This is a genomic window from Microbulbifer maximicatervae (SeqCode) (assembly GCF_052467505.1).
The window spans coordinates 1,920,490-1,947,067 of the sequence record NZ_CP174313.1; the positions used below are offsets into that span (position 1 = coordinate 1,920,490).

Sequence of the window (26,578 nt, forward strand, 5' to 3'; positions counted from 1 at the left end):
ATGCTATATTTTTACAGACTACAAGTCCACGACAAGCGCTCAATGTCACCATCAGGCAAAACAACCACAAAATAATTATTGTTATTTAAAATTCACTACAAGCATCAAGGTATTTCGGCTTACCTAAATAGAGACTGGTTTTAAATATACTTATCAGTACAGCAATTTGACTAAACACCCAGTTAATTTTAAATCAATACAATGATTTCATTACCCTCGATAAACAGGCAACAATCAGTACCTTTCGCTACACCGCATAACGTACTCAAAAGAGACATAAACAAACGATCAGAAGAAAGAATCAATGAACTTGGATCAAAAAGGCTAAAGAGCCACTACATCGTGGCTCTTTTTTGTCTCGGAGGGATATTGCTATTGTTGTGTTCCATACCCGCCAGGGGAAGTTTTAACCTAGGGAGGAAGGAATAAATACTGGAAGCCCTGGAAATAACATCAGTTACACGAGAGAACCTTAAGTATCCTGGCGAACTACTAAACAGCCAAAACCAATCAATAGGCCACCACTAAAACGCTGAACCCATCTTTGCATATTCCCACCAATGGAAGCCACTTTCCACTTCGACAACATAATCGCAAGAGCCAGAAACCACAGGAATATTATTGATGCATGAAGTGAGACCAGCAGGAAAGCCTCATAGTAACTAGAGCTGCCAACTGAGATAAACTGCGGAAAGGCCGCGAGATAAAACATCGATACCTTGGGGTTAAGAATCTGGGTTAGAAAGCCCTCTCCAAAATTTCGGAATGAGTTCCCAGGAGCTGCTGTAATTGGTAACAATTCATCCCCTGTATCCTTCACGGAAGATTTTGATAGTGTGGCTAATATCGTTTTCACTCCCAAATAAACCAGGTAGGCGGCCCCAAGATATTTGATGAATGTATAAATTTCAGCCGACTGCAATATAATCGCCGATAAACCCAAGATCGAAATGGCACCATGGGCAAATGTTGCTGAAACCAGCCCAAAAATATTCTCCACTCCCGGCCTCAGCCCCCTACTAGCTACTGTTTTAAGAATCAGGACGCTGTTCGGCCCTGGTGAAATAACCAACAAAAGAGAGATTGCAGCAAATGCGAGGATTTCACTCATAATAATAAACACCTTAAAGAAAGCCAGTGGATAAGGGGTACATCTAAGGGGTATATCTAAGGAGGTCGCCGAGCCAAGGGTTGGCTCGGACTAAGGTCAATACAGGTAAGTTGCCGTACCGGTAGCAATCAATTCATCCGTGTCGTTAATCAACTCCATTCTCGTTACAACCAGCTTGTTACCGGTGCGCAGAATTGAGCCATGGCAGAGAAAGTGTTCTCCCCTGCCCGGCTTTAGGTAGTCTACACGCATGTCGACCGTACCCAGCTTTAATAGGCGATCCACTTTTTCTTTCCAGTGCACATCTCCCAGATGCTGGTAGGCGGCGACCATTGCGGTCAAACCACCAACCGTATCCAGGGCGGTGGCAATTACGCCACCGTGCAGGATGTTCTTCCACACATTGCCTATCAACTGTGGGTTCAGTTCAAAGCCTGCGGAAAGTGTGAGCGCCTCCAGGTCCAGGTCGCGCATCTCAAGTCCAATTTGTTGATTAAAAGGAATCTGCTCAAAAAATTCCTTTACCAACGCCTGAAACTCACTGGGTGAGGGTTCTGTCATAGGCGGGCAACCCGGTTGAGCCCATCCAGTGCAGCACTGCGATATGCCTCTGCCATGGTGGGGTAGTTAAAGGTGGTATTAACGAAATAATCGATTGAATTATTCGGTGCTGGTTGTTTCATAATGGCCTGGCCAATATGCACAATCTCAGCAGCCTCTGCTCCAAAGCAGTGAATGCCCAGGATTTCGTGAGTCTCGATATGGAACAAAATCTTGAGCATGCCTACGCGCTCACCAGAAATCTGCGCCCGCGCAGTGTGCTTGAACAGTGCGCGGCCCACTTCGTAGGGTACTTTGGCTGCGGTGAGCTCTGATTCGGTTTTACCCACAGAGGAAATCTCTGGAAGGGTATAAATCCCGGTAGGCGCATCTTCAATTACTCGATGGCCACGGCCCGCAATCGCTGCTGCAACCGCACGCCCCTGGTCATAAGAGGCACTGGCAAGGCTCGGCCACCCAATCACATCACCTACCGCAAAGATATTTTCAATTTCGGTACAGTAGTGATCGTCAACGCTCAATTGTCCGCGATGGTTCGCTTCCAGACCGACATTCTCCAGGCCGAGGGAGCTGGTATTGCCAGTACGGCCGTTACACCAGAGCAGTGCATCCGCATGAATACGTTTGCCGGACTGCATCTCCATAATTACGCCCTGCTCATTGGGCAGTACCCGCGCATACTCCTCCTGGTGGCGAACAGTCACGCCCATATCCCGCAGGTGATAGCTCAGCGCATCAGAAATCTCATCATCGAGAAATTCCAGCAGGCTGTTTCGGGTATTAATCAAATCCACTTTAACGCCGAGGCCAGCAAAGATAGACGCGTATTCACAGCCGATAACACCAGCACCATAGATCATAATGGAGTGAGGGGTGTGCTGCATGTCCAGGATCATATCGCTGTCGTAGACTCGTTCGTGATCAAAGTCTACATCGGCGGGGCGATAAGGGCGTGAGCCAGTAGCAATAATAAATTTCTTCGCGGTAATAGTTTCCGCCGCACCATCGGGCATGAGCACCTCGACAGTATGTTCATCGCGGAACTTGGCTTCGCCGACGATCAGCTCAACCCGGTTGCGGGCATAAAATGAAGTGTGCATTTCCACCTGATAGGAAATGACTTTATTCACCGTCTGCATTACCTGGGGGAAAGTAAGGCGGCGGGGTTCACCCAATGCGCGAAAAACGCTCTGGGTGTTATAACGCATCAACTGTTTGACAGAGTGGCGCAGCGCCTTGGAGGGAATGGTACCTTTGTGAGTACAATTACCACCAACCACTTGGCGCTTTTCAATAACCGCAACGCGCATGCCCTTTTTTGCTGCGCTCATTGCGGCGGCCTCTCCAGCCGGGCCAGAACCAATTACTACCAGGTCAAACTTTTGCTCTGCCATTAAATGCTCTAATTCTATTTTCCAAACAGAGTCCACAGCGTGCTAACGCCATTTACTCAATACTAAATATACGGTTATCGACACCACTTGTGCCAATGACATAAAACAACAAGCCCGTTGATCACGGGCTTGTTGGAGAGGGAAAGCTTACTTGCGTTTAGATGCGTCGTAAGCGAGATCTTCGGCAGTCATCTGCTGCTGTCTTTGCCTCTCCTGTTCCTTTTCACACTCATCGTCATCGCCACCACAGACTGTGCAATCCTGCTTCATGCCGATATTGTTGAGCCCGCCACAAGTTCCTTTTAACGGTTTGTTCTGAACCATGGCCCCGATCGCCATACCGGCAACAACGAGCAACATGGCCACAAAGGCAAATATGAAAATTGTCACTTCTCAGACCTCTCTACATAAGGTTTAAAGCCAGAGCTAGAACGCTCTTCGAAACCTGAATCAGTTTTCACCACCATAAAGACGGCTAGATTATCTCTTTCTGCCAGCGCCATGCCGGCATCAGCACCGAGGACATTGATCGCGGTAGCCAGACCATCGGCTTCAGCACAGGTTTCCGCAATAACGGTTACCGATGCCAACTTGTGCTTGATGGACCGCCCGGAGCGTGGGTCAATGCTATGGGAGTAACGAACACCATCCCTTTCGTAGTAGTTGCGATAGTCTCCACTCGTAGCTACTGCCTTCCCACTCACCGCAATTGGCTCCTGCACCATCTGACCTGCCACGCTGGGTACTTCAATGCCAATTACCCAGGTCTTACCCTTTGGATTCACACCCTTAGTTCGCAGTTCACCGCCAATTTCGACCAAGTAGTTTCGAATACCCAGGTCTTCCAATAGCTCGGCAACCCGATCAACGCCATGGCCCTTGGCAATCGCTGAAAGATCCACCTCAACGGGGCGGCTCTTGATAACAGTGTCTGGCTTACGGGTCAGGGTTAACGCATCGGAACCGACGACGGTTAGCAGATCGGCAATGTCTTTATCTGAGGGGATATGCTCCGGTTCGGGCTGGGGACCAAAACCCCACAAGTTGACCAGAGGGCCGACCGTCACCTCGAAAGCGCCTTCACTGCGGCGATAAATATCCAGGGACATTTCCAGTACATCTGCCAAGTGTTGGCTAACCGGGATCGCCTGCCCTACCGGGCTTTGGTTAAAGCGCATTAACTCAGAGTCGTCGATATAGGTCAACATCTCCTGGTTGACCTGCTGCAACTCATCGTCGATCAACTGCTGCAACTCACCCTGCTCCAGCCCAGGGGGCACCTGAACGACGGTGATGTGATAGCTGGTTCCCATGGTGCGGCCAGCCAACTGCCAGGACTCCGGCGAAGGAGCACAAGCCGATAAAATTACAGCCGCCCAAAGCAAAAACAGGGCCGTAAAGACGGGCCCTGTTTTTGAGTTTGTCGGGCCTGTGATTGCTTTTAGCAAGCTAAGCCCTCCAATTATCCGCCGAAGTCATCCAGCAGGATATTTTCATCTTCTACACCCAAGTCCTTGAGCATATTGATGACTGCCGCGTTCATCATGGGCGGCCCACACATGTAGTACTCACAATCTTCCGGAGCCGGGTGGTCCTTCAAATAGTTTTCATATACCACGTTGTGGATGAATCCGGTGTAACCCGTCCAATTGTCTTCCGGCTGCGGATCGGACAGAGCCACATGCCACTGGAAGTTATCGAACTCGGAAGCCAGACCGTTATAGTCATCTTCGTAGAACATCTCGCGCAGGGAGCGCGCGCCGTACCAGAAGCTGATCTTACGGGTGGAGTTCAGGCGCTTGAGCTGATCAAAGATGTGTGAACGCATTGGCGCCATACCGGCACCACCGCCGATAAATACCATTTCGTTGTCAGTTTCCTTGGCGAAGAACTCACCGAAGGGACCATACACCTTAATCTTGTCACCTGCCTTCAGGCTGAAAACGTAGGAAGACATCTGACCCGGCGGAATGCCCTCAGTGCGGGGCGGCGGAGTCGCGATACGGATGTTGAACTTAACAACACCTTTCTCTTCCGGGTAGTTAGCCATGGAGTAAGCGCGAACCACAGGCTCGGTCACTTTGGACTCCAGCTTGAAGAAGCCAAAGTGCTCCCAGTCGCCACGGTACTGCTCTTCGACATCGAAGTCAGCAAACTTGACATGGTGAGCCGGAGCTTCCAGCTGTACGTAACCACCAGCGCGGAAGTCAACGTTTTCACCTTCGGGCAGACGCAGGGTCAGCTCTTTAATAAAGGTGGCCACGTTCGGGTTGGATTCCACAGTGCATTCCCACTGCTTAACACCAAACACCTCTTCCGGCACTTCGATTTCCATGTCTTGCTTAACCGCAACCTGACAGGAAAGACGCTTGCCTTCTTTTGCATCGCGCGGGGTAAAGTGAGCCGCTTCAGTCGGCAGCATATCGCCACCACCGGAATTCACCTTACAGATACACTGCGCACAGCTGCCGCCACCACCACAGGCGGAGGCCAGAAACAGGTTGTTGGCAGCCAGGGTTTGCAGCAGCTTGCCGCCGGCCGGTACGGTGAGAGTCTTCTCACCGTTAACCAGGATGTTGACGTTGCCGGTGTTTACCAGGCGCGAGCGGGCCGCAAGGATCACCGCTACCAGCGCCAAAACGATGACGGTAAACATCGCTACGCCGAGGATAATTTCAATACTCATTCTATTGTTTTCCCCGCTTAGATATCGATGCCGCCGAAGGACATGAAGCCCAGGGACATCAGACCAACAGTTACGAAGGTGATACCCAGACCTTTCAGGCCATCCGGAACGTCACTGTACTTCAGCTTTTCACGAATACCGGCCAGAGCGGTAATCGCCAGTGCCCAGCCGAGGCCGGCACCGAAGCCATAGGCAACACTCTCGCCAAACGCGTACTCGCGCTCAACCATGAACAAGGAAGCACCCATGATGGCGCAGTTCACGGTAATCAGCGGCAGGAATACACCCAGCGCGTTGTAGAGAGCCGGTACATATTTATCCAGGAACATCTCCAGGATCTGTACCAGTGCCGCAATTACGCCGATGTAGGACAACAGGCCGAGGAAGCTCAGGTCCACGTCGGGGTAACCGGCCCAGGCCAGTGCACCGTCTTTCAGCAGGTAGGTGTAGATCAGGTTGTTCACTGGTACTGTCAGAGTCAGCACCACGATAACCGCAACACCCAGGCCAATAGCGGCCTCAATCTTCTTCGATACCGCCAAGAAGGTACACATACCGAGGAAGAAGGCCAGCGCCATGTTTTCAACGAAAACGGCGCGGATAATCAAAGAAATATAATGTTCCACGGATTAGGCCTCCTGCGCTTGGGAATTAGGCGCAATCTTGAACTCATCTTCTTCCACCTGTGCCGGTTTCCAGGCACGGATTGCCCAGATGAACAGGCCGATCAGGAAGAATGCACTCGGCGGCAACAGCAGCAAGCCGTTGGGGATATACCAACCGCCGTTGCTCACGGTAGTCAGGATATCTACACCGAACAGTTTGCCGGCGCCGAAGAGTTCACGAACCACCGCGAGACCGATCAGGATCACACTGTATCCCAGACCGTTACCAAGACCGTCGAAGAAGCTGGGCAGCGGCGGGTTCTTCATAGCGAAGGCTTCCGCACGGCCCATTACGATACAGTTGGTAATGATCAGACCAACGAATACAGACAGCTGCTTGGAGATGTCGTAAGCCAGGGCCTTGATCAGCTGGTCTACCAGGATTACCAAAGAGGCAATCACGGTCATCTGTACAATGATACGGATGCTGTTCGGGATCTGTTTGCGGATCAGGGATACCGCAACGTTGGAACAGGCCACAACCGAGGTCAGTGCGATACACATTACCAGGGTAACCTGCAGCGAGCTGGTAACAGCCAGTGCAGAACAGATACCCAGGATCTGCAGCGCGATCGGGTTGTTGTTAAAAATCGGCTCTAGCAGAGTATCTTTAATTTTCATGCTTATGCCTCCCCTGCTTTAAGGTTTTTCAGGAAGGGACCATAACCCTGGTTACCCAACCAGAAGTTCACCAGGTTGCTAACGCCCTTACTGGTCAGAGTTGCACCAGACAGACCATCTACTTCGTGAATCGCGTCTGGGCTGTTGGGGTTAACCTGACCCTTGATCACTGCGATATCCACGTCGCCCTGGTTGTTGAAGACTTTCTTACCAATCCACTGGGCTTTCCAGTTGGGGTTGTCAACTTCACCACCCAGTCCCGGAGTTTCCTTGTGCTCGTAGAAGCCAAGGCCCGCTACGGTGTCGAGGTTGCTCTCCAGAGCGAGGAAGCCGTACAGGGTGCCCCACAGGCCATAACCGCGAATCGGCAGAATGATCTTGTCCAGCTTGCCGTCTTTCTCTACCAGGTATACCTCTTTGGTATTTTCCCGGCGGATAATTTTGGCAGTGTCCTCGTCAGCCGGCAGTTTTTCACTGTCAGACGGGATCTTGGCAGCAGCGCGACCACTGCCACCAGCCGGAGCCTGATCGGTAAACTTACCGGTATTCAGGTCGACGTATTTGATTTTTACGTCGGCGAAGGCCTTTTCGACTTCCGCTTTATCAGCGTGAGAGTCTTTCAACAGGCCGCCAGCCATCAGTACGTTGCGCTTCATGTCCAGCTCGGCATTCGCCTGCTGGGCAGGCTTCAGCATTACCGCAGCGGTGGATACCACTACGGAGCACACCAGGCACATTACCAGCGCGACAATCAGAGTACCGGTTACGGAATCTTTATTAGCCACGTGCCAACCTCCGTTTGATATTGGACTGCACCACAAAGTGGTCAAACAGCGGAGCGAACAGGTTGGCGAACAGAATCGCCAGCATCATGCCTTCCGGGAAGGCCGGGTTCACCACACGAATCAGGACAACCATCACCCCGATCAGGATGCCGTACCACCAGCGACCGGTGTTGGTCATCGCAGCAGATACAGGGTCCGTAGTCATAAAGATCAGACCGAAGGCAAAACCGCCCACTACCAGGTGCCAGTACCAGGGTACCTGGAACATCGGGTTGGTCTCGGAACCAATCATGTTAAACATGAAAGAGGTGGCCATCATGCCCAGCAGAGTGCCGGCTACGATGCGCCAGCTGGCGATCTTCATGCCCATCAGGATTACGCCGGCAATCAGGATAGCCAGGGTAGAAGTTTCACCAATGGAACCATGGATCTGACCGAAGAAAGCGTCGAACCAGGTTACCTGGCCAACAGCAGCATTGACGATACCGTTCTGGATACCTTCGCTGGCCATAACAGACAGCGCAGTAGCACCGGTATAACCGTCAACCGCAGTCCAAACCGCATCTCCAGACATTGCTGCCGGATAGGCAAAGAATACGAAGGCACGGCCGGTAAGAGCCGGGTTGAGGAAGTTCTTGCCGGTACCACCGAATACTTCCTTACCGATAACCACACCGAAGCTGATGCCCATAGCCACCATCCACAGAGGCAGATCCGGCGGACAGGTCAAGGCGAACAGGATGGAGGTTACAAAGAAGCCTTCGTTGACTTCGTGACCGCGCACCGCAGCAAACAGGACTTCCCAGATACCGCCCACAATAAAAGTGACCGCATAAATAGGCAGGAAGTACATAGCGCCGTAGACAAAGTTGTCCCACAGGCTAGCTGGGTTGTAGGAAGTCAGAGCGCCGATAATGGCGTGACGCCAGCCGGACAGATCCGGGTTGGTCATACCTTCCAGAATGGTGTTGGACTGGAAACCGATATTCCACATACCGTAGAACGCCGGGATCATGGCACAAGCCCAAACGGTGATCATAATACGCTTCAGGTCGATACCGTCGCGCACGTGAGCAGTGGTTTTGGTCTTGTCTGCCGGCTGGAACAGACCGGTGTCAATCGCTTCAAACAGGGCGTAGAACTTTTCGAACTTACCGCCTTTGTGAAACTTGGGTTCGATCGAATCGAGGAATTTACGCAACATACTTACCCCTCCTTCTCAATACGGGTCAGGTTGTCCCGCAAAATGGGGCCGTACTCGTACTTGCCCGGACACACAAAGGTGCACAACGCCAGATCTTCTTCGTCCAGCTCCAGTGCGCCCAGCTTCTGCGCCATTGCAGTATCGCCAACGATCAGGGAGCGCAGCAACTGAGTGGGCAGTACATCCAGCGGCATGACTTTCTCATAACTACCGACCGGTACCATGGCACGCTCAGAACCGTTGGTGCTGGTGGTGAAGTTGAACAGCTTGTTCTTCACCAGGCGCGACAGATAAATCGGGAATACAGAGAAACGCTTATTACCCGCACGCAGATAGTGCAGGAACGGGCGCTCATCGCCCTCTTCCAGTACAGAAACCTGGTTGTGGTAGCGACCCAGGTAAGCCATCGGGCCAGCAGCGGTGCGGCCACCGAATACAGAGCCGGAGATGATGCGATCGTTATCGCCTTTCAGCTCATCAGAAGTCAGGGTTTCCAGACTGGCACCGAGGCGGGTGCGCAGCAAACGCGGCTGCTTGACCTGAGGGCCTGCCAGGGAAACGACACGATCGGTAAACAGCTTACCGGTGGTAAACAGTTTGCCTACAGCGATCACATCCTGGTAATTAATGGTAAATACACTGCGGTTGCCAGAAACTGGCTTCAGGTAGTGGATGTGGGTACCGGACAGACCTGCCGGATGGGGGCCGGCAAAGGTTTCGCGGCGAATATTCGCTGCGTTCGGTACTGGAATATCCGTATCTGGAGCAGTACAGACGTAAGTGGTTTCTGCCAGTTTGGAAAGAATCTCAACGCCCTGAGAGAAGGCTTTGGGATTCTCAGCAATCACTACTTCTGGATTGGCTGCCAGAGGGTTGGTGTCCATCGCATTGATAAACACAGCTACCGGCTCAGCGTCCAGGGCGGGAACGCGGCTGAACGGGCGGGTGCGCAGTGCGGTCCACATGCCGGACTCAACCAGGTTTTCAACGACCTGTTCGCGAGTCAGACCAGACAGTTTATCTGCGCTGTAGCTTTGGAACTGTTCCGCTGCATCGCCGTCTATGCCAATCACGACGGATTGCAGAACACGACGAGCGCCACGGTTAATCGCAACAACACGACCGGCAGCAGGCGCTGTGTAGCGCACGCCTTCAGTTTTTTTGTCGCTAAACAACAGCTGACCAAGATTGACGCGATCCCCTACAGCCACTGCCATTGTCGGCTTCATCCCGTGATAATCGGGGCCGAGAACAGCAACGGTCTTGATCGCAGGTCCTTTTTGAATGACCTGCTCGGGCGCGCCGGATATGGGTAAGTCCAATCCCCGACGGATCTTTCTCATACGCCTATGCCTAAGTTTCTAGTTTAAAAAAATTGCAATAGGACCCACCGTCCCATGCCTGGGATGACGGGTCCTATTGTGGAATTCCGTGCTGCGAGGGCTTATGCCGTATCACCCGTGAACCGGGAGGAAGGAAGCTAACTAAAAAGGATGTGCGCGCTAACTTCTCGGCGCACGGCCGCCCCGCAAAATCGCGCGCATTATAAAGATGGGCCAGAGTCATTACCAGTCTGGAAAGTCTTTAAGTGGCACTAAGATTGGAAATTTCTGTTGAAAAAACAGGGATTTGGGGAGATATGGTGCGGCGACTGGAACAGTCGCCGAAACCCCGCAGTCGGATCTGGGTACCGACTGCGGCAAGGAGGCGTGACGCCTTAGTCCTCTTTAGGGAACTGCTTGTAACGAACGCCAGCCATATCTTCCAGGCAGCGAACCACCTGACAGCTATAGCCGAACTCGTTGTCGTACCAGCAGTAGAGCACAGCGCTCTTACCATCCACGATAGTCGCAGTGGAATCGAATACGCAGGCAACGCGAGAGCCAACAAAATCGCTGGACACCACTTCCGGGGAGTTGGTGAAATCGATTTGCTGACGCAGCGGCGAGTGCAGTGCCACATCGCGCATGTATTCGTTCAACTCTTCCTTGGTGGTCTCTTTACCCAGGTTCAGGTTCAGGATCGCCATGGAAACATTCGGGGTTGGAACACGAATTGCGTTGCCGGTGAGCTTACCTTTCAGCTCAGGCAGCGCTTTGGCAACCGCCTTGGCAGCTCCGGTTTCAGTCAGAACCATATTCAGCGCTGCTGCGCGACCGCGACGCTCGCCTTTGTGGTAGTTGTCGATCAGGTTCTGGTCGTTGGTGTAGGCGTGTACGGTTTCTACGTGGCCGTGCTCAACGCCGTAGCCATCCATCATCGCCTTCAGGACAGGTACGATGGCGTTAGTGGTACAGGAAGCAGCGGACAGTACCTTGTCTTCCGGCTTGATATCGCTGCTGTTGATACCGTAAACAACATTCTTGATATCGCCCTTGCCCGGTGCAGTCAGCAGCACCTTGGAAGCGCCTGGGCTCTGCAGGTGCTGGCTCAGACCTTCTTCATCGCGCCATACACCGGTGCTGTCAACGATAATCGCATCGTTGATACCGTGCTGGGTGTAATCCACTTCCTGGGGGGAGTTGGCGTAGATGATCTTGATTTCATTACCGTTACAGATCAGGGAGTTGGTCTCCTCGTCCACACGGATAGTGCCCTGGAAGGCGCCATGTACGGAGTCGCGACGCAGCAGAGAAGCGCGCTTCACCAGATCGTTAGGGGCCTTGCCCTTGCGCAGTACGATAGCGCGCAGACGCAGAACATCACCACTACCAGCCTTGTCGATTAGCAGGCGGGCAACCAGACGGCCGATACGACCAAAACCGTAGATCACAACATCTTTGGATTCGGGCAGAGGCTTGCCGGCACCCGCTGCGTCGGACAGCTCTTCACGTACAAACTCGTCCACAGACAAGCCGCGATCGTCGCGCATGTACTTGTTGGTCATGGTTCCCAGGTCGATATGTACGGGACCCAGCTCCATCTTGCAGATGGCTTCCAATACAGGGAAGGTTTCAAACTCGGAGAGTTCATTTTCCTCAACCTGACGCACGAAACGGTGCGCTTTCATAATGCTCAGAACTGAGCGATTAACCAGGTTGCGGCCGTACATATAAATACCGACGTTGCTCTCACGGTTGAGCTTTCCAATCATCGGGATCATGGATTCAGCCAGTGCTTCACGCTGTTTCCAGTCCTTGAAAAAGTCCGCGGGCTTCGGTCGCTTCTGAGTCACTATCGGACACCTCTGCAATGTATTTAGTAGGCAAGAAATACGGCCTTGAAACCACTCACGACCGCATGGCTGCGCATTATAGTGTTCGCTTTACACTGCGCAACTGAGCAAAAAAGAGCCAAAAAAATGTAGTAAAACTACCTTTTTGTAGTCCACCCGAGCGACATTGCGCAATCCATAAAAAAGCGTAGTTGTTCCCGACTGGAAACACAGGCAGGGTTAACATTCCCTGCAAGCAAAACTGTTCGCGGCTACAATAGCCGACCTCGAAGACATCTCGAATGAATGCGCGGATATATAAGGAAAGATGACAGAAATACAGCCCCTGACCCCACCGAAGTTTCGCTCCTCCAGTGACCGACAATTTTGGGGACAACTGCATGGCGCAGCTGCCGCGCTCGCCATCCTCAACGCGGCACGCAATAACAAAGCGCCCACCCTGTTAATCACAAAGGACAGTCTCGAAGCGCACCGTTTAGAGGTGCAATTGAAATTTTTTAACAAAGCGCGGCGAGATAAGGGGGAAAACGGGGAGCTGGAAATTTTCCATTTTCCCGACTGGGAAATTCTCCCCTACGACACCTTCTCTCCCCACCAGGACATCATCTCGGATCGCCTCGCCACCCTTTACCAGCTGCCGAAAATGGGGGCCGGGATCGTCATAATCCCAGTCAGCACCCTGATGCACCGGCTACCACCCTGCAATTATATTGCTGGCAATGCGCTCATATTGGAGGAGGGGCAGCAGTTTGATATCGATATCCAGCGGAGACTGCTGGAGCAGGCCGGCTACCACTGCGTAGACACCGTCTACGAACACGGCGAATTCGCTGTGCGCGGCTCACTGATGGATATTTTTCCAATGGGCAGCCCCCTGCCCTACCGCATCGATCTTTTCGACGATGAAATTGAATCCCTGCGCACCTTTGACCCGGAAACCCAACGCACCATCGACAAGGTGAAAACCATTCACCTTTTACCTGCGCGGGAATTCCCTTTGCACAAGGCTGCCCTATCAGGGTTTCTGCAAAATTGGCACGGTGAATTCGATAGCGATCCCAGCCAAGTGCCAATTTACCAGGATATCAGTGCAGGAATTGCCCCGGCGGGCATTGAGTATTACCTGCCCCTGTTCTTCGATGGGAACTGCTCAAGCCTGTTCGACTATCTGCCCGAGGGCAGCCAGGCATTTTTACAGGGAGATATCCAACAGCCGCTGGACAATTTCTGGCGCGAAGTCAGCAATCGCTATGAAAGTCGTCGCGGCGACCTGACCCGCCCCATATTGCCACCGCGCCAGATTTTACTGGAAATTGATGAGCTTAACGGTGCCCTGAAGTCCATGCCCCGGGCAACCTTCTCTGCCGAGAGTCTTCCGGAAGCCCAGGGCAACTGTAATTTTGACACTTCAGTACCCCCCTCACTGCCAGTAGATGGCAAGTCCGAACAACCCCTGGCTGCACTGGAAAGCTACCTGATGGAATACTCCGGTCGGGTGCTTTTCTGCGCTGAAAGTAGCGGGCGCCGCGAAGCGCTGCTGGAGCTATTAAAGGGCATACGGCTAAGCCCTCCCAGCTTCCAAAGCTGGCAGGACTTCCTCGCCGCAAAGGACACTATCGGGATTACCGTAGCCCCCATCGATCAAGGGCTGCTGCTTGAGGACCCGCAAATCAACTTGATCGCGGAACCGCAGTTATTTGGTGAGCGGGTACTGCAGCAACGCCGCCGTAAAAAAGCCAAAGATGAAGCGGACAACGCGGTTAAAAACCTGGCTGAACTGCGCATGGGCACTCCCGTCGTTCACATTGATCACGGCGTAGGTCGTTATCGCGGCCTACAGCATCTGGAGATCGACGGGCAACCGGCAGAATTCCTGACCCTTGAATATGCCGACGATGCCAAACTCTACGTACCGGTAGCCAGCCTGCACTTGATCAGCCGCTACTCCGGTGCCGATGAAGCCCTGGCCCCGCTGCACAGAATGGGCAGTGAACAGTGGCAAAAAGCCAAACGCAAAGCCGCCGAGAAAGTCCGCGATGCAGCTGCGGAGCTGCTGGATATCTACGCCCGCCGCGAAGCCCGTATTGGCCATGCCTTCGATAACCCTCAATTGGCCTACCGGGAGTTTTCCGCAGGTTTCCCCTTCGAGGAAACACCGGATCAACAACAGGCTATCGAGGCAGTTCTGGGGGATATGCTCTCAGATAAGCCGATGGACCGACTGGTTTGCGGCGACGTGGGATTCGGTAAGACAGAAGTGGCCATGCGGGCTGCATTTGTCTCGGCCCACGCAGGTATGCAAGTGGCCATGCTGGTTCCCACCACCCTGTTGGCCCAGCAACACTATCAATCCTTCCAGGATCGCTTTGCCGATTGGCCGATCAATATCGAGGTGATCTCCCGCTTCCGCTCCGGCAAGGAAGTGGACAGCGTGAAAGAGAAGGTTGCCAGTGGCAAGGTGGATATCCTGGTTGGCACCCACAAGCTGTTGCAAAGCGATCTGGACTTTAAAAATCTCGGCCTGCTGATTATCGACGAAGAACACCGCTTTGGCGTCCGGCAGAAGGAGCGCCTCAAGAGCCTGCGCTCCGAGGTGGATATCCTCAACCTTACCGCCACCCCTATTCCCCGCACCCTGAATATGGCCATGGCCGGTATTCGCGATCTGTCGGTGATCGCCACCCCACCAGCACGGCGCCTCTCTGTGAAAACCTTCGTGCGCGAGCGCGATGATGCCTTGGTAAAAGAGGCTATCCTGCGGGAGATCTTGCGCGGCGGTCAGGTGTATTTCCTGCACAACGAAGTCAAAAGCATTGAGCGAATCGCGCGGGAGCTACAGGAGATGATTCCCGAGGCCCGTATCGGCATAGGCCATGGCCAGATGCGCGAACGGGAGTTGGAACAGGTGATGAGCGACTTCTATCACAAGCGCTTTAATGTCCTGGTCTGTACCACCATTATCGAAACCGGTATCGACGTCCCCACAGCCAACACGATACTGATCGAGCGCGCAGACAAGTTCGGCCTGGCCCAGCTTCACCAGTTGCGCGGTCGCGTGGGACGCTCGCACCACCAGGCCTACGCCTACCTACTGACTCCCAACAAACGCTCCATGACCAATGACGCCGTGAAGCGCCTGGAAGCGATTAGCGAGGCCCAGGATTTAGGTGCAGGCTTTACCCTGGCTACCCACGACCTGGAAATTCGCGGTGCAGGCGAACTGCTGGGTGAGGAACAAAGCGGGCAGATTCAGAGTGTTGGCTTCAACTTGTATATGGAGATGCTCGACAAGGCAGTGAAGGCCATTCGCGAGGGCCGCACACCGAATATTGACGAACCCCTCGAATCCCCTGCGGTGGACGTCAATCTGCGGGTTGCTGCGCTGATTCCCGAGGACTACCTGCCCGATGTCCACGGCCGTCTGATCATGTACAAACGCATTGCCAATGCCACCGACAGGCAGCAACTGAAAGAACTTCAGGTAGAGATGATCGACCGTTTCGGGCTACTGCCGGAATCGGTAAAACACTTGTTCCGCACCACGGAGATCAAGTTAAAGGCCGAGAATATGGGCATCCGCAAACTTGAGGCCTCTGCGGCAAGAGGGCGTATCGAATTTGCGGAGAATACCCGTGTAGATCCGCTCACTTTGGTTAAGATGGTGCAAACCCAGCCGGGGCGCTACCAGCTGGCCGGCGCAAACCAACTGAATTTCAGTCTCGATGAGGAGGGTACTGATCGCAAGCTCCAGGAAATTAACGAAGTTCTGGAAAAGCTTGCACAGTGATACCATCCGGCAGGCAGCGGCGGGAGCTGGCGGCAAAACTAATTAGTCTCCTACTCCCGCTTAAACGGCCTGTCGGCAATGACACCCTCGGCACCCAAATAGAATTGTTTAAGTGGTAAACCCATGAAAAGGATAATTAGCCTCTGCTCAACCCTGGCGCTCACGCTGGCAGCAACCAGTGCCCAGGCCGTCAACTACGCTGGCAATACTTTCGAAATAGAAATGATCGTATTCGAGCGCCCCCAGGGGATGGAAAGAACCGCAGAGACCTGGCCGACGGCACCCCGTCTTCAGTATCCATCAAAGTGGATCGACTTTGACACCCTGCGCACCCCAACTCAGCCAACAGAGGATGAGGTGTTATCGCTTGAAGACATCATCTCGAGCCCAGAAACGAGCGGCCCAGCCGATATTGAATCATCGGAGCTTGAGGGCGACGCATCTACTAGTTCGCAGAACTCTGAGCAAGCACAAAGAAACTTGCTGCTAAGACCTGTACCCAGGCTGCTGGACAACAAAGCCGCCGCAATTTCCAGGGCTGGTGACAGGGTCCTGTTTCACAAGGCCTGGCGCCAGGTTTTAAATACCAAGAGAAACTCTCCGGCCATTCTGATTGATGGCGGCAGCCAGCTCAGCGGCCACAGCCAGCTTGAGGGATCTATCACCCTGAGTGTCGCTCGCTATTTACATATCAGTACTAATTTGTGGCTCAGCGATTTTTATACGCAACCCGGGGAACACAGTATTCTTCTTCCTCAACGCCCACAAAATAAAATCGAAAAGCCGCTACAAATCCTAACCGGCAATTACAGTGATATTGAAAATTCATATTCACAAAATAACGGGTTTGATATCGAAAATAGTCAGGGCGCAATTAACACAACTGAGCCACTCACACTGGGCGAGCCGGAATTTATAAAAGAAGAGCCATTATATGTAGCCCATACTGCGAGACTGCAACACGAGAGACGTTTGCGTAGCGGACAACTTCATTATATCGACCACCCTGCATTTGGAATTCTTATTGAAGTGCGCACTGTAGCCAAACCCAAAGAAGATTCGCAAAATATGGATATGCTTAATTCCGACCAAGAAAAAGATAACCGCACGGAAAGTTAATTTATTTAAATAATCGACTTTCGCCAAAAGCCCCAGCAAATCTTGCCGGGGCTGTTATTTTAAATATACCTTTAAAACTCTTCACCTCAAACGAATTAATTTCACCATCACTGCAAGCACACCCCACCCAACCGATATTTAATCAATTTATCTTTAATCAAAATACAGCCAGCAAACAAGCAAATACCGCCACCCCACAACAACAAAAAAATTACTATCAGTAGGCCAATATTCCGGGAGTATTAAAGTAATAATTAGCACAGGGTATTGAGCACAATAAACTCACTCATATACACACAATTACATTGGGGGCTTTAGGCGGGGCGGGATATGACCAAACCTACAAAGAGGGACACAAATGCAACTTAAAGAAGAAAAGCCTATATCCACTGCAAAGTAGCAAACAAAAAAGCGGATCATAAAGATCCGCTTTTCAGAGGCGCTGACAGGGCCGGCGTCAATTGAGCCGCAGGACCCTACACGACAACAGTTCTTTCAACGAGTGATCTATAAATCACTCACAGGGAACAACATCTTCCGCCAGCAGTCCTTTGTCACCTTGTTGCATTTCGAACTCTACCGCCTGCCCCTCATTAAGGGTTTTGTAGCCCTCGCCGCGAATGCTGCGATAGTGAACGAAAATATCTTCAGTTCCTTCTCCACAGGTGATGAAGCCATAACCCCGTGCGTTATTAAACCACTTCACTGTACCTGTAACGCGATCACTCATTGAGAAAACCTCATTATTGTTATTGCGCCTACCTCTTTTACCTCACTGCTCAATTCGGCAAGAGGGGCAAACGCCACCCCATTGTTAACAAACTGCTCCATGCAGAATGCTATCTTGCTTAATCCAATGAGCATATACTCAAAGGACGTACCCTGATTCTTAGATAAAACAGCGCCAGTGTCTAGTTTTCTATGTGAAATAAATACTACGTTTTTCCCAATATGCGTAATTAACCGTCAAAATCTTCAATAGTGCTCAATTAGAAACTAATCATTTGTACCTTATTGCACTCCCATTCCTCAACTGTCTAACGCGGCCTCTCGCGTTAATGAAGGTATATCGGCAATATGTAATGTTGAGGTTGGGAATGCACAGGATGCCCCATATCCCTCAATTATTTTAAGAATCGTTAATAGAACATCCTGCTTTACTTCATGATAACGAACCCAATCGGTAGTGCGGGTAAACGTATATATAAAGAAATCCAAAGAAGAGGAAGCAAAACTATTAAAATTAACAATAAGCGTACGATTAGAATCAATTTCCGGATGTTCCTGTAACATATTTTTAACATCCGCCACGATTGCCGCCATATGATGGGCATCTTCATAACGAATACCAATCGTTTCAAAAATCCTACGATTTAACATACGGGAAGGATTTTCTACCGCAATCTGGGTGAAGATGCCATTGGGAACATAGACGGGTCGCATATCAAAAGTGCGGATTCTGGTCAGGCGCCAACCGATATCTTCCACGGTCCCCTCAATTTCCTTATCGGGGGAGCGAATCCAGTCGCCCACCGCAAAGGGCCGATCCAGATAGATCATCAGGCCGCCGAAAAAGTTTGCCAGCAGGTCCTTGGCCGCAAAACCGACAGCCAGCCCACCAATACCACCAAACGCCAAAACACCGCTGACGCTATAGCCCAGGAACTGCATGACCACAATTCCCGCTGTGATCACGATTGAGGCCCTGACCAGCTTGCCGATCGCACGTACCGTAGTGGCATCCATCGGCTTGCCCATATAGCGCGGATCGCACAGGTTATGTTCCACGCTGTGTGAGAATCGCCAGGCAAACCAGGCCATCACCAGGATCAAGCCTATTTCCCGCGTCGGTGCAGCCAGGGAGAATATCTCGGCACCAGTGGCGTCCCCCGCTCGCTGGGCAGCGACACTCAAGCCCAGCAGCCATACAAGTACCTGCCCGGGAGGGGAGAGTGCCCCAACCAAAGCATCATCCCAGGGATTAACCGTCTTTTCCGCCTTAATGGCCATGCGCTGCACAAACCGGCCAAATAACCAGGCCAACACCCCAGACGCAAGTACTATGAGGAAAACAGAAACTATCCAGACCCGGTTCTCACCAAGCCAGGACAACAGCACGCTCTCAACGGACTCCACTCGAACCCCTCCGCTTTAACCAACAATCAGTAATATCCGTACAACGCCTTCTCAATAGACGACGGATCTCAACAACTTATTTCAGCGCATTATGGAAGCTAACCACTCCCTGGTTCTGTGCCACCGCGCACTCTTCTCAAGCTCCTCCCAGGAGCCGATCACCGGCCTGCCACCCATGGCCGACAACCGATGAGTGGACTCCGGTTTGGGCACAAAGGTATCCAGTGCCGCCAGCGCCTCAAAAGCGCCGACACGATTGTTGCATACGATACCCATATCACAACCGGCTTCTAGGGCTGCGCGAATCCTATCGCCATAGCCTCCGGCCGCACCCGCCCCTTCCATAGACAGATCATCACTGAAAATCACTCCATTGAATCCCAGCTGTCGCCGCAATACATCCTGCAGCCAATAGCGGGAGAATCCCACCGGCTGGCTATCAATGTTGATGAAGCGGATATGGGCCGGCATCACCGCGGTAAGTTCCTGGGTTCCAATACAATCGATAAACGGAAGTGCATCGGTTGCCAAGACCTGATCCAACGAGCGCTTATCCTCTGGCAACTCCACATGACTGTCTTCCAGCACGTGGCCATGCCCCGGAAAATGCTTGCCTGTCGTGGCCATTCCCGCTTCGCGCATCCCTTGGATAAAGGGGCGAGCCAGTGCGGTTAACTGGGCCGGATCGGGACAAAAACTCCGATCGCCGATCACCCTGCTGTGACTGTCATCCGCATCCAAAACCGGCGCGAAGCTAAAATCCACTCCTACAGCCAGCAACTCTGCGGCCAGCAGCCACCCCACATCCTGCAACTGCTCGTTACTGGCGACAGCACTGAGAGCCTGCATTGAGGGTATTCGCGTAAAGTCATCGCGAAACCGCTGAACCCTGCCACCCTCCTGATCTACCGCTAGCAGGATCTCTGGTCGCACCGCACGGATGGAGTTAACCAATTGGATAAGCTGCTGGCGATCCCGATAGTTTCTCGCAAAAAAGATCAGCCCGCCCACCATCGGATGCCGAAGCAACTCACAGTCTTCCTCGGTGAGTTCAAGCCCCTCGATATCCACCATGACCGGTCCGGGTGGTAAAGACATATTAAGTTCCTTATCGATTTAAGAGTGCGCCCACTAATTATCTACCTTCAACATGGCCGAAGCAGCGGGTACCAATCGCTCAAGAGTCTGGGTCAGGGTACTGTCAGAACCGAAATCCTCCCGCAGGATAGCCTCAATCGCATCGTGGCTCGACAGTGTGAAAATGGTCGCTCCCAGCATAAAGTAGAGGCGCCAATAGAAAGTTTCTGGGTCCAAGCCCGGTAGCGCTTCAGCCAGCAGTCCGGCAAAACGGCGGTAAGTATCCCCGTATCGAGATACGATAAATCGACGCAAATGCCCCTGGAACTGGGTATAAGCCAATCCTAAAAGACGCATAAATCGCTGTGGATCCTTTCCCTCCAGCCCAAGGCTTCCCAACCCAACTCGATACAGGCATTCGATCAGCTCCTCCACCCCCAGGGGCTGCCCCAGGGCAATACGGCGATCAAGCTCTTCTTCCAGAGCGTTAGTGAAAGGCGTTAAAAAGCGTTCAAATACCGCCTGTATCAATTCTTTCTTGGAGCCGAAATGGTAGTTAACTGCCGCCAGATTAACCCCGGCCGTGCTCGTAATTGTTCTCAATGAGGTTTCAGGAAAACCCCGTTCAGCAAACAGCACTTCCGCTGCATCGAGTATCCGGCTGACCGTATCTATCTGGCTCATAAGTATCAAACCACCATTTAAAACATACGTTTAATCGACGCCAGAGTAGCACATTCTCACTGATCTAGAGCCCGCCAGCTAAGCCCTCCACTCAGCAAGGTGCAAGAGTAAAAATAACAGGGAAAAGTATGTCAGGCGGCAAGATCAATACTGCTGGAGTTGATTTCCCGCCAACTTATGCAAGTACGCCACCCCACCAGCCGGTATAGCCTTTTAGTCCGGGGACAGCTTTAACAAAAATAACTTTGAAAATTTTTTCGGTATTTTAAGATCATCCGAATAATTATTCTTTCACCTGCATATATTTCATAATCAGGGCCGCAGCCTCCTCCACACTATCAACGATATGAAAAAGGTCGAGATCACTGGCATCGATACAATCGCGCTCTAACACTGTATCTACCAACCAATCGTACAGCCCACTCCAGTAACGCTTACCTACCAACACAATTGGGAAACGTCGCACTTTCTGCGTTTGCACCAAGGTAAGAGCTTCAAACAGCTCATCCAACGTGCCGTAGCCACCGGGAAGTCCAACGAATCCAAGTGCGTGTTTTACAAACATAAATTTCCGTACAAAAAAGTATCGGAAGTTCAAACTAATGTCCTGATATGGATTTGCCGCCTGCTCAAAAGGCAGCTCTATGTTTAACCCAATTGATGCGCCGGGCTGCCCGAAAGCCCCTCGGTTACAAGCCTCCATCAGCCCCGGCCCACCACCGGTAATCACGGGGATCCCTTCAGCCGCGAGCAACTCTCCCAACTTTACCCCCTGCTGATATTCAGGACTGTCCTCTGTAAATCTCGCCCCTCCAAACACTGTCACTGCACCACCTAACGCTATCAGCCGCTCTATCCCATCTACCAATTCAGACTGAATACGAAGCACTCTCCAGGCTTCCGGCATTTTTGCATCCAACATTATTTTTCCCTCTTTGTCAGTTCCTTCAACGCTTTCTTCTCTCCTTGCTTTCTCCATCAATGTAGCAGCTCACAAAGACTAAAACCTGAGGATTGCGCGAACAATAAATCTGTATATAATTCCAGCAACTGTATATAAATACAGAAAACTAGGTAAATCTATGACCAATCTCACCGCTCGTCAGTCCCAGGTTCTCGACCTGATCAAGTCCTACCTGGATGAAACAGGCTACCCGCCAACGCGGGCAGAAATTGCCCAGGAGCTCGGCTTCCGCTCACCCAATGCCGCCGAGGAACACCTGAAAGCGCTCGCCAGAAAAGGCGCCATTGAGATGGTTGCCGGCGCTTCCCGAGGCATTCGAATTCCGGATCACCAATCCGGCTTGCCGATTGTGGGTAGAGTAGCTGCGGGGAATCCCATACTCGCCAGTGAACATATTGAAGATTACTGCGACTTGCCCGCGAGCTTCTTCCATCCCCCCGCAGATTATTTGTTGAGGGTGCATGGTATGAGTATGCGAGATGCGGGCATTCTCGATGGAGACTTGCTGGCAGTACAAAAGACCGAGCAAGTGCGCAATGGCCAAATCGTCGTTGCCCGTATCGATGACGAAGTCACAGTGAAACGCTTTCGCCGCAAGGGAAATCAGGCAACCGTTCAGTTGCTACCTGAAAATAATGACTTTGAGTTAATTCAAGTCGATATGAGAGATAAGAACTTTGTGATTGAGGGATTAGCCGTAGGGGTCATTCGCCAAACGCCTTAAGCCCCTAAAAACGACAACAGCGGCCATTGGCCGCTGTTATTAAGACTCGAACTAACGCTGATGTTAGTGAATAGTATGATTTACCGGCATTAAATCATCTTCTTCCTCGAAGTAACCAGCCTCAAGATCGTCTAGATTTTGTACGGCTTCAATACCCGCTTCCAACATAGCCCTTGCCACAGCAACCTTGTTCTTGCGCAGAAACTGAAGGCTTTCCGCAGAAAAAGAAATGCTTACCAAAGGGTCCTCTTTATGGCCAGCACGACGCAAAGCTACATCGCCATTAGCCAGCTCGATTATTTCAAAAGTTTCGGAGGACATTCGCTTTTCCTTCACGGCACAACAGTTTGCGCCCAGTGTACCACAGGCTTGCGATAAGTTTCATTCATCCAGTTTAAGGGCTTCTGACTCCTGACTTTCTATAACCAGTACGCTATATCAAGGAATTACCTAAACCACTCAAGAGATCACAAGAGAAGAGTGAATTGCTTTGCACGTTGCGCCGGTTGGGGGTTATGTCGAGTGGGCCACAACTACTCTATTGTAACTCACTCAAAGGACAGCGGACTTTCCCACAGAGGTGCACCTAATATCAACAACCTTCAAAATTCGCAGGAATATTACGAACCTATTCAGAAGTTCACCGAGATCGAGTAAGCGTATTAGTTAACACTCATCCAAGTGAGCGCGCTGCCTCACCACCAATTCATTCAGTGAGCGATGCCACTGAAGCAACAACTCTTTGGACAAGGGTGCAAACTCAGGCTTGGCAACTTCGTTGTGTAGCGGGATTAAATTAACCTGTTGCTGTTTCTCATCGGCATCCACAGATATTTTCTGCTGTTCTTTCCAGGCGTAAAGCATATGGGACAACCAGCTTTCCGGGTCGCCGACCAAGCCGGACAGCTCATTGGCCTCCGCGCTGGCCCTACCCTGAACGCCCAGCGCATCAATGATCAACTGCGGAGACTCCGGTTCAAATCCCAGCTGAAGCTGGGCGGCCTGCTCTGCCAGAAATGCCCGATAGGCCTTGTACAACTGCATCAACGCTGCCTCTTCCAGCGCATCGCGCTGGAGAGGCAAGTCCCACGGCTGTTGCAGCAACAGCTGGCTCTTGCGCAGAGCCGAAGTGACATGAATCGTGTAAGAGTTACTCATTACCTACTTCTTTGCCGCTGTCTTTTTAGCTGCGGGTTTCTTGCGCTTGGCGGCAGTGCTCTTGGTGGAGGCCTCTACTTTCCAACCGCCATCGCGATAAAAAGCACGCCAGCCGGTCGCCTTGCCCTCTTCCTCAGATTGAACATATTGCTCCTGGGTTTTGCGGCTAAATCGAACTACGGTATCCCGCCCACTGTCATCTTGCGTCGGTGCAGAGAATAGGAAGCTGTATTTTGGATCGATCTCACTCTGGTGAGGCAGCAGCTCTTTAACCAGGGGCGCACGGGTCTCACGGTTTTTCGGGAACTGGCTGGCAGCCAGGAATAGACCCGAGGCACCATCGCGCAGGATATAGTGATCCTCAACTTTGATACAGGCCAATTCCGGCATGGGAACCGGGTCCATTTTCGGCGGCGCCGGCTGCCCATTTTTCAGCAGCTTGCGGGTGTTTTTACAGTCTTCATTGGTACAGCCGAAGTACTTGCCAAAGCGACCAGACTTCAACTGCATATCACTGCCACACTTATCGCACTCAATAATGGGGCCGTCATAGCCTTTGATTTTAAAAGTGCCCTGCTCAATCTCGTAGCCATTGCAATCCGGGTTATTGCCACAAATATGCAATTTACGCTGCTCATCTAACAGGTAGCTATCCATAGCCGTGCCGCACTTGCCGCAGCGGCGCTTCTCCCGCAGCAACCTGGATTCAGCTTCCTCGTCCTTATCCGCATCGACCGCCTCATCACCAGAAACCAGGTTCATGGTATTGGTACAACGCTCTTTTGGCGGCAGTGCGTATCCAGAGCACCCTAAGAATACACCGGTGGAGCCAGTGCGGATCTGCATATGGCGGCCACATTTGGTGCACTCGATATCAGTGTCTGTCGGCGTATTGCGACGCATACCTGCATCGGCAGACTGGGCTTTTTCCAGGCGCCCGGAAAAGTCCTGATAAAACTCATCGAGCAGTTGCTTCCAACCCTTATCGCCGTCGGCAACCGCATCCAGGGATTCCTCCAGGTTTGCGGTAAATCCGTAGTCCATCAGGTTCTTGAAACTTTCGCTGAGACGGTCGGTAACAATATCCCCCATTTTCTCAGCGTAAAAACGACGGTTTTCCAGGCGGACATAACCACGATCCTGGATCGTGGAAATAATGGAAGCATAGGTGGAGGGGCGTCCGATACCGCGCTTCTCCAGTTCCTTAACCAGGGCCGCTTCACTAAACCGCGCAGGCGGCTTGGTAAAGTGCTGCTTGGGATCCAGCTGTTGCAGGGATAGCTTTTCGCCTACCTTCACATCTGGAAGCACCAGATCTTCATCTTTTTTGCCGCTCGGTGGCGCAACTTTCAGGAAACCATCGAAACGAATTACTCGACCCCGCGCACGCAATTCAAAGTCACCTGCGCTGACCACGATTGAAGAGGAGGTAAATTGGGCAGGCGTCATCTGGCAGGCCACGAACTGCTGCCAAATCAGGTTGTATAACCTCTCCGCATCCCGCTCAACACCGGACAACATATTTGGGGCGATACGAACATCGGATGGGCGAATCGCTTCGTGCGCCTCTTGAGCGCCCTCTTTACTGCTGTAGCTATTGGGGCTTTCTGGAAGATACTTATCGCCGTAATTCTCGGCAATATAATCCCGTGCAGATTCCACAGCCTCTTTACTGAGATTGGTGGAATCTGTACGCATGTAGGTGATATGACCGGCTTCATACAAGCGCTGGGCCAGGGTCATGGTCTTCTTCACACTGAAGCCAAGGCGGTTACTGGCCGCCTGCTGCAAGGTGGAAGTAATAAATGGTGCGCTGGGCTTGGAGCTGGTTGGCTTATCGTCACGGGCGGAAACAACAAACTCACTGGACTGAAGCTGTTTGGCAGCACTCATTGCCAGCTCTTCGTTGGTAGGACGGAAAGCCTCACCAGCCTGCTTTTTCACCTCGAGGCGCAGCTTGGAAGCCTTTGCCGTCGCCGTATCGGCAAACAGAGTCCAGTACTCTTCCGGGATAAACGCGCGAATCTCCCGCTCCCGCTCAACTACGAGGCGGACCGCAACAGATTGCACACGCCCCGCAGACAAGCCTCTGGCCACTTTTTCCCACAGTAGAGGGGATACCATATAGCCAACGATTCGATCGAGGAAACGGCGTGCTTGCTGGGCGTTTACCCGATTAATATTCAGACGGCCGGGATCTTTAAAGGCCTCCTGAATCGCAGACTTGGTAATTTCATTAAACACTACCCGGCGGTAGCGATCGTTATCGCCACCAATTGCTTCACGCAAATGCCAGGCAATTGCCTCTCCCTCGCGATCCAAGTCCGTTGCGAGATAGATATGATCGGCGCCTTCGGCGAGTTTTTGTAACTCACTCACCACTTTCTCTTTACCCGGCAGTATCTCGTAGTGGGCTTGCCACTCGTGATCTGGGTCGATCCCCATACGCTTAATCAGCTGATCGCGGTTTTTCTTCCGCTTGTAAGCCTCTTTCGCCTCGGGGGAAAGCTTGCGTGTTTCCGCTGCACGACGGGCGCGCTCCTTTGCGTCAACCGGCTGTTTATTGCCCCCACCTGTGGGCAAATCGCGAATATGGCCGACACTGGACTTCACAACAAAGTCCTTGCCGAGATATTTATTGATGGTTTTCGCTTTGGCCGGTGATTCGACGATGACCAGTGATTTACCCATAAGCCTTTGATTTCAAATGAAAATTTACTGCTATTG

23 protein-coding genes are annotated in these 26,578 nt (G+C 52.0%); 3 read left to right on the forward strand and 20 right to left on the reverse strand.

What is annotated here, in order from left to right; all coding sequences use genetic code 11:
- Positions 1-472: 472 nt before the first annotated feature.
- The 12 genes from ACJJIN_RS08405 to ACJJIN_RS08460 all read right to left on the reverse strand — a co-directional run bounded on the left by ACJJIN_RS08405 (position 473) and on the right by ACJJIN_RS08460 (position 12,205).
- Positions 473-1,111: a LysE family translocator gene (locus ACJJIN_RS08405; RefSeq protein ID WP_444897693.1), complete on the reverse strand. Its 639-nt coding sequence runs from the start codon at positions 1,109-1,111 to the stop codon at positions 473-475.
- Positions 1,112-1,207: 96 nt separating this feature from the next.
- Positions 1,208-1,672 carry a thioesterase family protein gene (locus tag ACJJIN_RS08410; RefSeq protein WP_282932335.1) on the reverse strand — a complete coding sequence of 155 codons (465 nt, stop codon included), beginning with the start codon at positions 1,670-1,672 and terminating at the stop codon, positions 1,208-1,210.
- Complete coding sequence (gene sthA, locus ACJJIN_RS08415) at positions 1,669-3,066, reverse strand: Si-specific NAD(P)(+) transhydrogenase (RefSeq protein ID WP_108733649.1); 1,398 nt, start codon at positions 3,064-3,066, stop codon at positions 1,669-1,671. Before sthA ends, ACJJIN_RS08410 begins: the two co-directional genes overlap by 4 nt.
- 147 nt (positions 3,067-3,213) lie before the next feature.
- Positions 3,214-3,456, reverse strand: a complete 243-nt coding sequence (gene nqrM, locus ACJJIN_RS08420) for a (Na+)-NQR maturation NqrM (RefSeq protein ID WP_282932334.1) — start codon at positions 3,454-3,456, stop codon at positions 3,214-3,216.
- Positions 3,453-4,514, reverse strand: a complete 1,062-nt coding sequence (locus ACJJIN_RS08425) for an FAD:protein FMN transferase (RefSeq protein WP_444897694.1) — start codon at positions 4,512-4,514, stop codon at positions 3,453-3,455. Before ACJJIN_RS08425 ends, nqrM begins: the two co-directional genes overlap by 4 nt.
- A gap of 14 nt (positions 4,515-4,528) precedes the next feature.
- A complete protein-coding gene (gene nqrF / locus ACJJIN_RS08430; RefSeq protein WP_108733652.1) occupies positions 4,529-5,752 on the reverse strand; it encodes an NADH:ubiquinone reductase (Na(+)-transporting) subunit F in 1,224 nt (407 codons plus the stop codon).
- Positions 5,753-5,769: 17 nt separating this feature from the next.
- Positions 5,770-6,378 (reverse strand): NADH:ubiquinone reductase (Na(+)-transporting) subunit E, encoded by a 609-nt coding sequence (gene nqrE / locus ACJJIN_RS08435; protein ID WP_020413086.1) that lies wholly within the window; start codon positions 6,376-6,378, stop codon positions 5,770-5,772.
- 3 nt (positions 6,379-6,381) lie between these two features.
- Entirely contained in the window at positions 6,382-7,038 is a 657-nt protein-coding gene (locus tag ACJJIN_RS08440; RefSeq protein WP_282932331.1) for an NADH:ubiquinone reductase (Na(+)-transporting) subunit D, read from the reverse strand.
- Between the two features lie 2 nt (positions 7,039-7,040).
- Complete coding sequence (locus ACJJIN_RS08445) at positions 7,041-7,823, reverse strand: Na(+)-translocating NADH-quinone reductase subunit C (RefSeq protein ID WP_282932330.1); 783 nt, start codon at positions 7,821-7,823, stop codon at positions 7,041-7,043.
- Positions 7,816-9,027: an NADH:ubiquinone reductase (Na(+)-transporting) subunit B gene (locus ACJJIN_RS08450; protein ID WP_108733655.1), complete on the reverse strand. Its 1,212-nt coding sequence runs from the start codon at positions 9,025-9,027 to the stop codon at positions 7,816-7,818. The genes ACJJIN_RS08445 and ACJJIN_RS08450 overlap by 8 nt, the downstream gene beginning before the upstream one ends.
- Positions 9,028-9,029: 2 nt before the next feature.
- A complete protein-coding gene (locus ACJJIN_RS08455) occupies positions 9,030-10,370 on the reverse strand; it encodes a Na(+)-translocating NADH-quinone reductase subunit A (RefSeq protein ID WP_444897695.1) in 1,341 nt (446 codons plus the stop codon).
- Positions 10,371-10,744: 374 nt separating this feature from the next.
- Positions 10,745-12,205 carry a glyceraldehyde-3-phosphate dehydrogenase gene (locus tag ACJJIN_RS08460; protein ID WP_444898235.1) on the reverse strand — a complete coding sequence of 487 codons (1,461 nt, stop codon included), beginning with the start codon at positions 12,203-12,205 and terminating at the stop codon, positions 10,745-10,747.
- 304 nt (positions 12,206-12,509) lie between these two features.
- On the opposite strand from ACJJIN_RS08460, the gene mfd reads away from it, so the two are divergent.
- Together mfd and ACJJIN_RS08470 are read left to right on the forward strand one after the other, a co-directional pair.
- Positions 12,510-15,989, forward strand: a complete 3,480-nt coding sequence (gene mfd, locus ACJJIN_RS08465; protein WP_444897696.1) for a transcription-repair coupling factor — start codon at positions 12,510-12,512, stop codon at positions 15,987-15,989.
- Positions 15,990-16,112: 123 nt separating this feature from the next.
- A complete protein-coding gene (locus tag ACJJIN_RS08470; RefSeq protein WP_444897697.1) occupies positions 16,113-17,108 on the forward strand; it encodes a CsiV family protein in 996 nt (331 codons plus the stop codon).
- Positions 17,109-17,622: 514 nt separating this feature from the next.
- Here ACJJIN_RS08470 and ACJJIN_RS08475 read toward each other — a convergent pair.
- From ACJJIN_RS08475 to ACJJIN_RS08495, 5 genes are all read right to left on the reverse strand, one after another.
- Positions 17,623-17,838, reverse strand: a complete 216-nt coding sequence (locus ACJJIN_RS08475) for a cold-shock protein (RefSeq protein ID WP_020413094.1) — start codon at positions 17,836-17,838, stop codon at positions 17,623-17,625.
- Between the two features lie 299 nt (positions 17,839-18,137).
- A complete protein-coding gene (locus ACJJIN_RS08480; RefSeq protein WP_282932325.1) occupies positions 18,138-19,244 on the reverse strand; it encodes a mechanosensitive ion channel family protein in 1,107 nt (368 codons plus the stop codon).
- Positions 19,245-19,325: 81 nt separating this feature from the next.
- Positions 19,326-20,342, reverse strand: a complete 1,017-nt coding sequence (gene nagZ / locus ACJJIN_RS08485; RefSeq protein ID WP_444897698.1) for a beta-N-acetylhexosaminidase — start codon at positions 20,340-20,342, stop codon at positions 19,326-19,328.
- Positions 20,343-20,375: 33 nt separating this feature from the next.
- Complete coding sequence (locus tag ACJJIN_RS08490; RefSeq protein WP_282932323.1) at positions 20,376-21,005, reverse strand: TetR/AcrR family transcriptional regulator; 630 nt, start codon at positions 21,003-21,005, stop codon at positions 20,376-20,378.
- Between the two features lie 283 nt (positions 21,006-21,288).
- The gene (locus ACJJIN_RS08495; protein ID WP_282932322.1) at positions 21,289-21,927 is read right to left on the reverse strand and encodes an LOG family protein; all 639 of its coding nucleotides are present in this window, start codon (positions 21,925-21,927) and stop codon (positions 21,289-21,291) included.
- A gap of 160 nt (positions 21,928-22,087) precedes the next feature.
- On the opposite strand from ACJJIN_RS08495, the gene lexA reads away from it, so the two are divergent.
- Positions 22,088-22,693: a transcriptional repressor LexA gene (lexA, locus tag ACJJIN_RS08500; protein WP_282932321.1), complete on the forward strand. Its 606-nt coding sequence runs from the start codon at positions 22,088-22,090 to the stop codon at positions 22,691-22,693.
- A gap of 63 nt (positions 22,694-22,756) precedes the next feature.
- Here lexA and ACJJIN_RS08505 read toward each other — a convergent pair whose 3' ends face one another.
- The 3 genes from ACJJIN_RS08505 to topA all read right to left on the reverse strand — a co-directional run bounded on the left by ACJJIN_RS08505 (position 22,757) and on the right by topA (position 26,542).
- Positions 22,757-23,014, reverse strand: a complete 258-nt coding sequence (locus tag ACJJIN_RS08505; RefSeq protein WP_282932320.1) for a hypothetical protein — start codon at positions 23,012-23,014, stop codon at positions 22,757-22,759.
- 345 nt (positions 23,015-23,359) lie between these two features.
- Positions 23,360-23,851: a DUF6586 family protein gene (locus ACJJIN_RS08510; protein WP_444897699.1), complete on the reverse strand. Its 492-nt coding sequence runs from the start codon at positions 23,849-23,851 to the stop codon at positions 23,360-23,362.
- A 3-nt stretch (positions 23,852-23,854) separates the two neighbouring features.
- A complete protein-coding gene (gene topA, locus ACJJIN_RS08515; RefSeq protein ID WP_282932318.1) occupies positions 23,855-26,542 on the reverse strand; it encodes a type I DNA topoisomerase in 2,688 nt (895 codons plus the stop codon).
- Positions 26,543-26,578 lie beyond the last annotated feature (36 nt).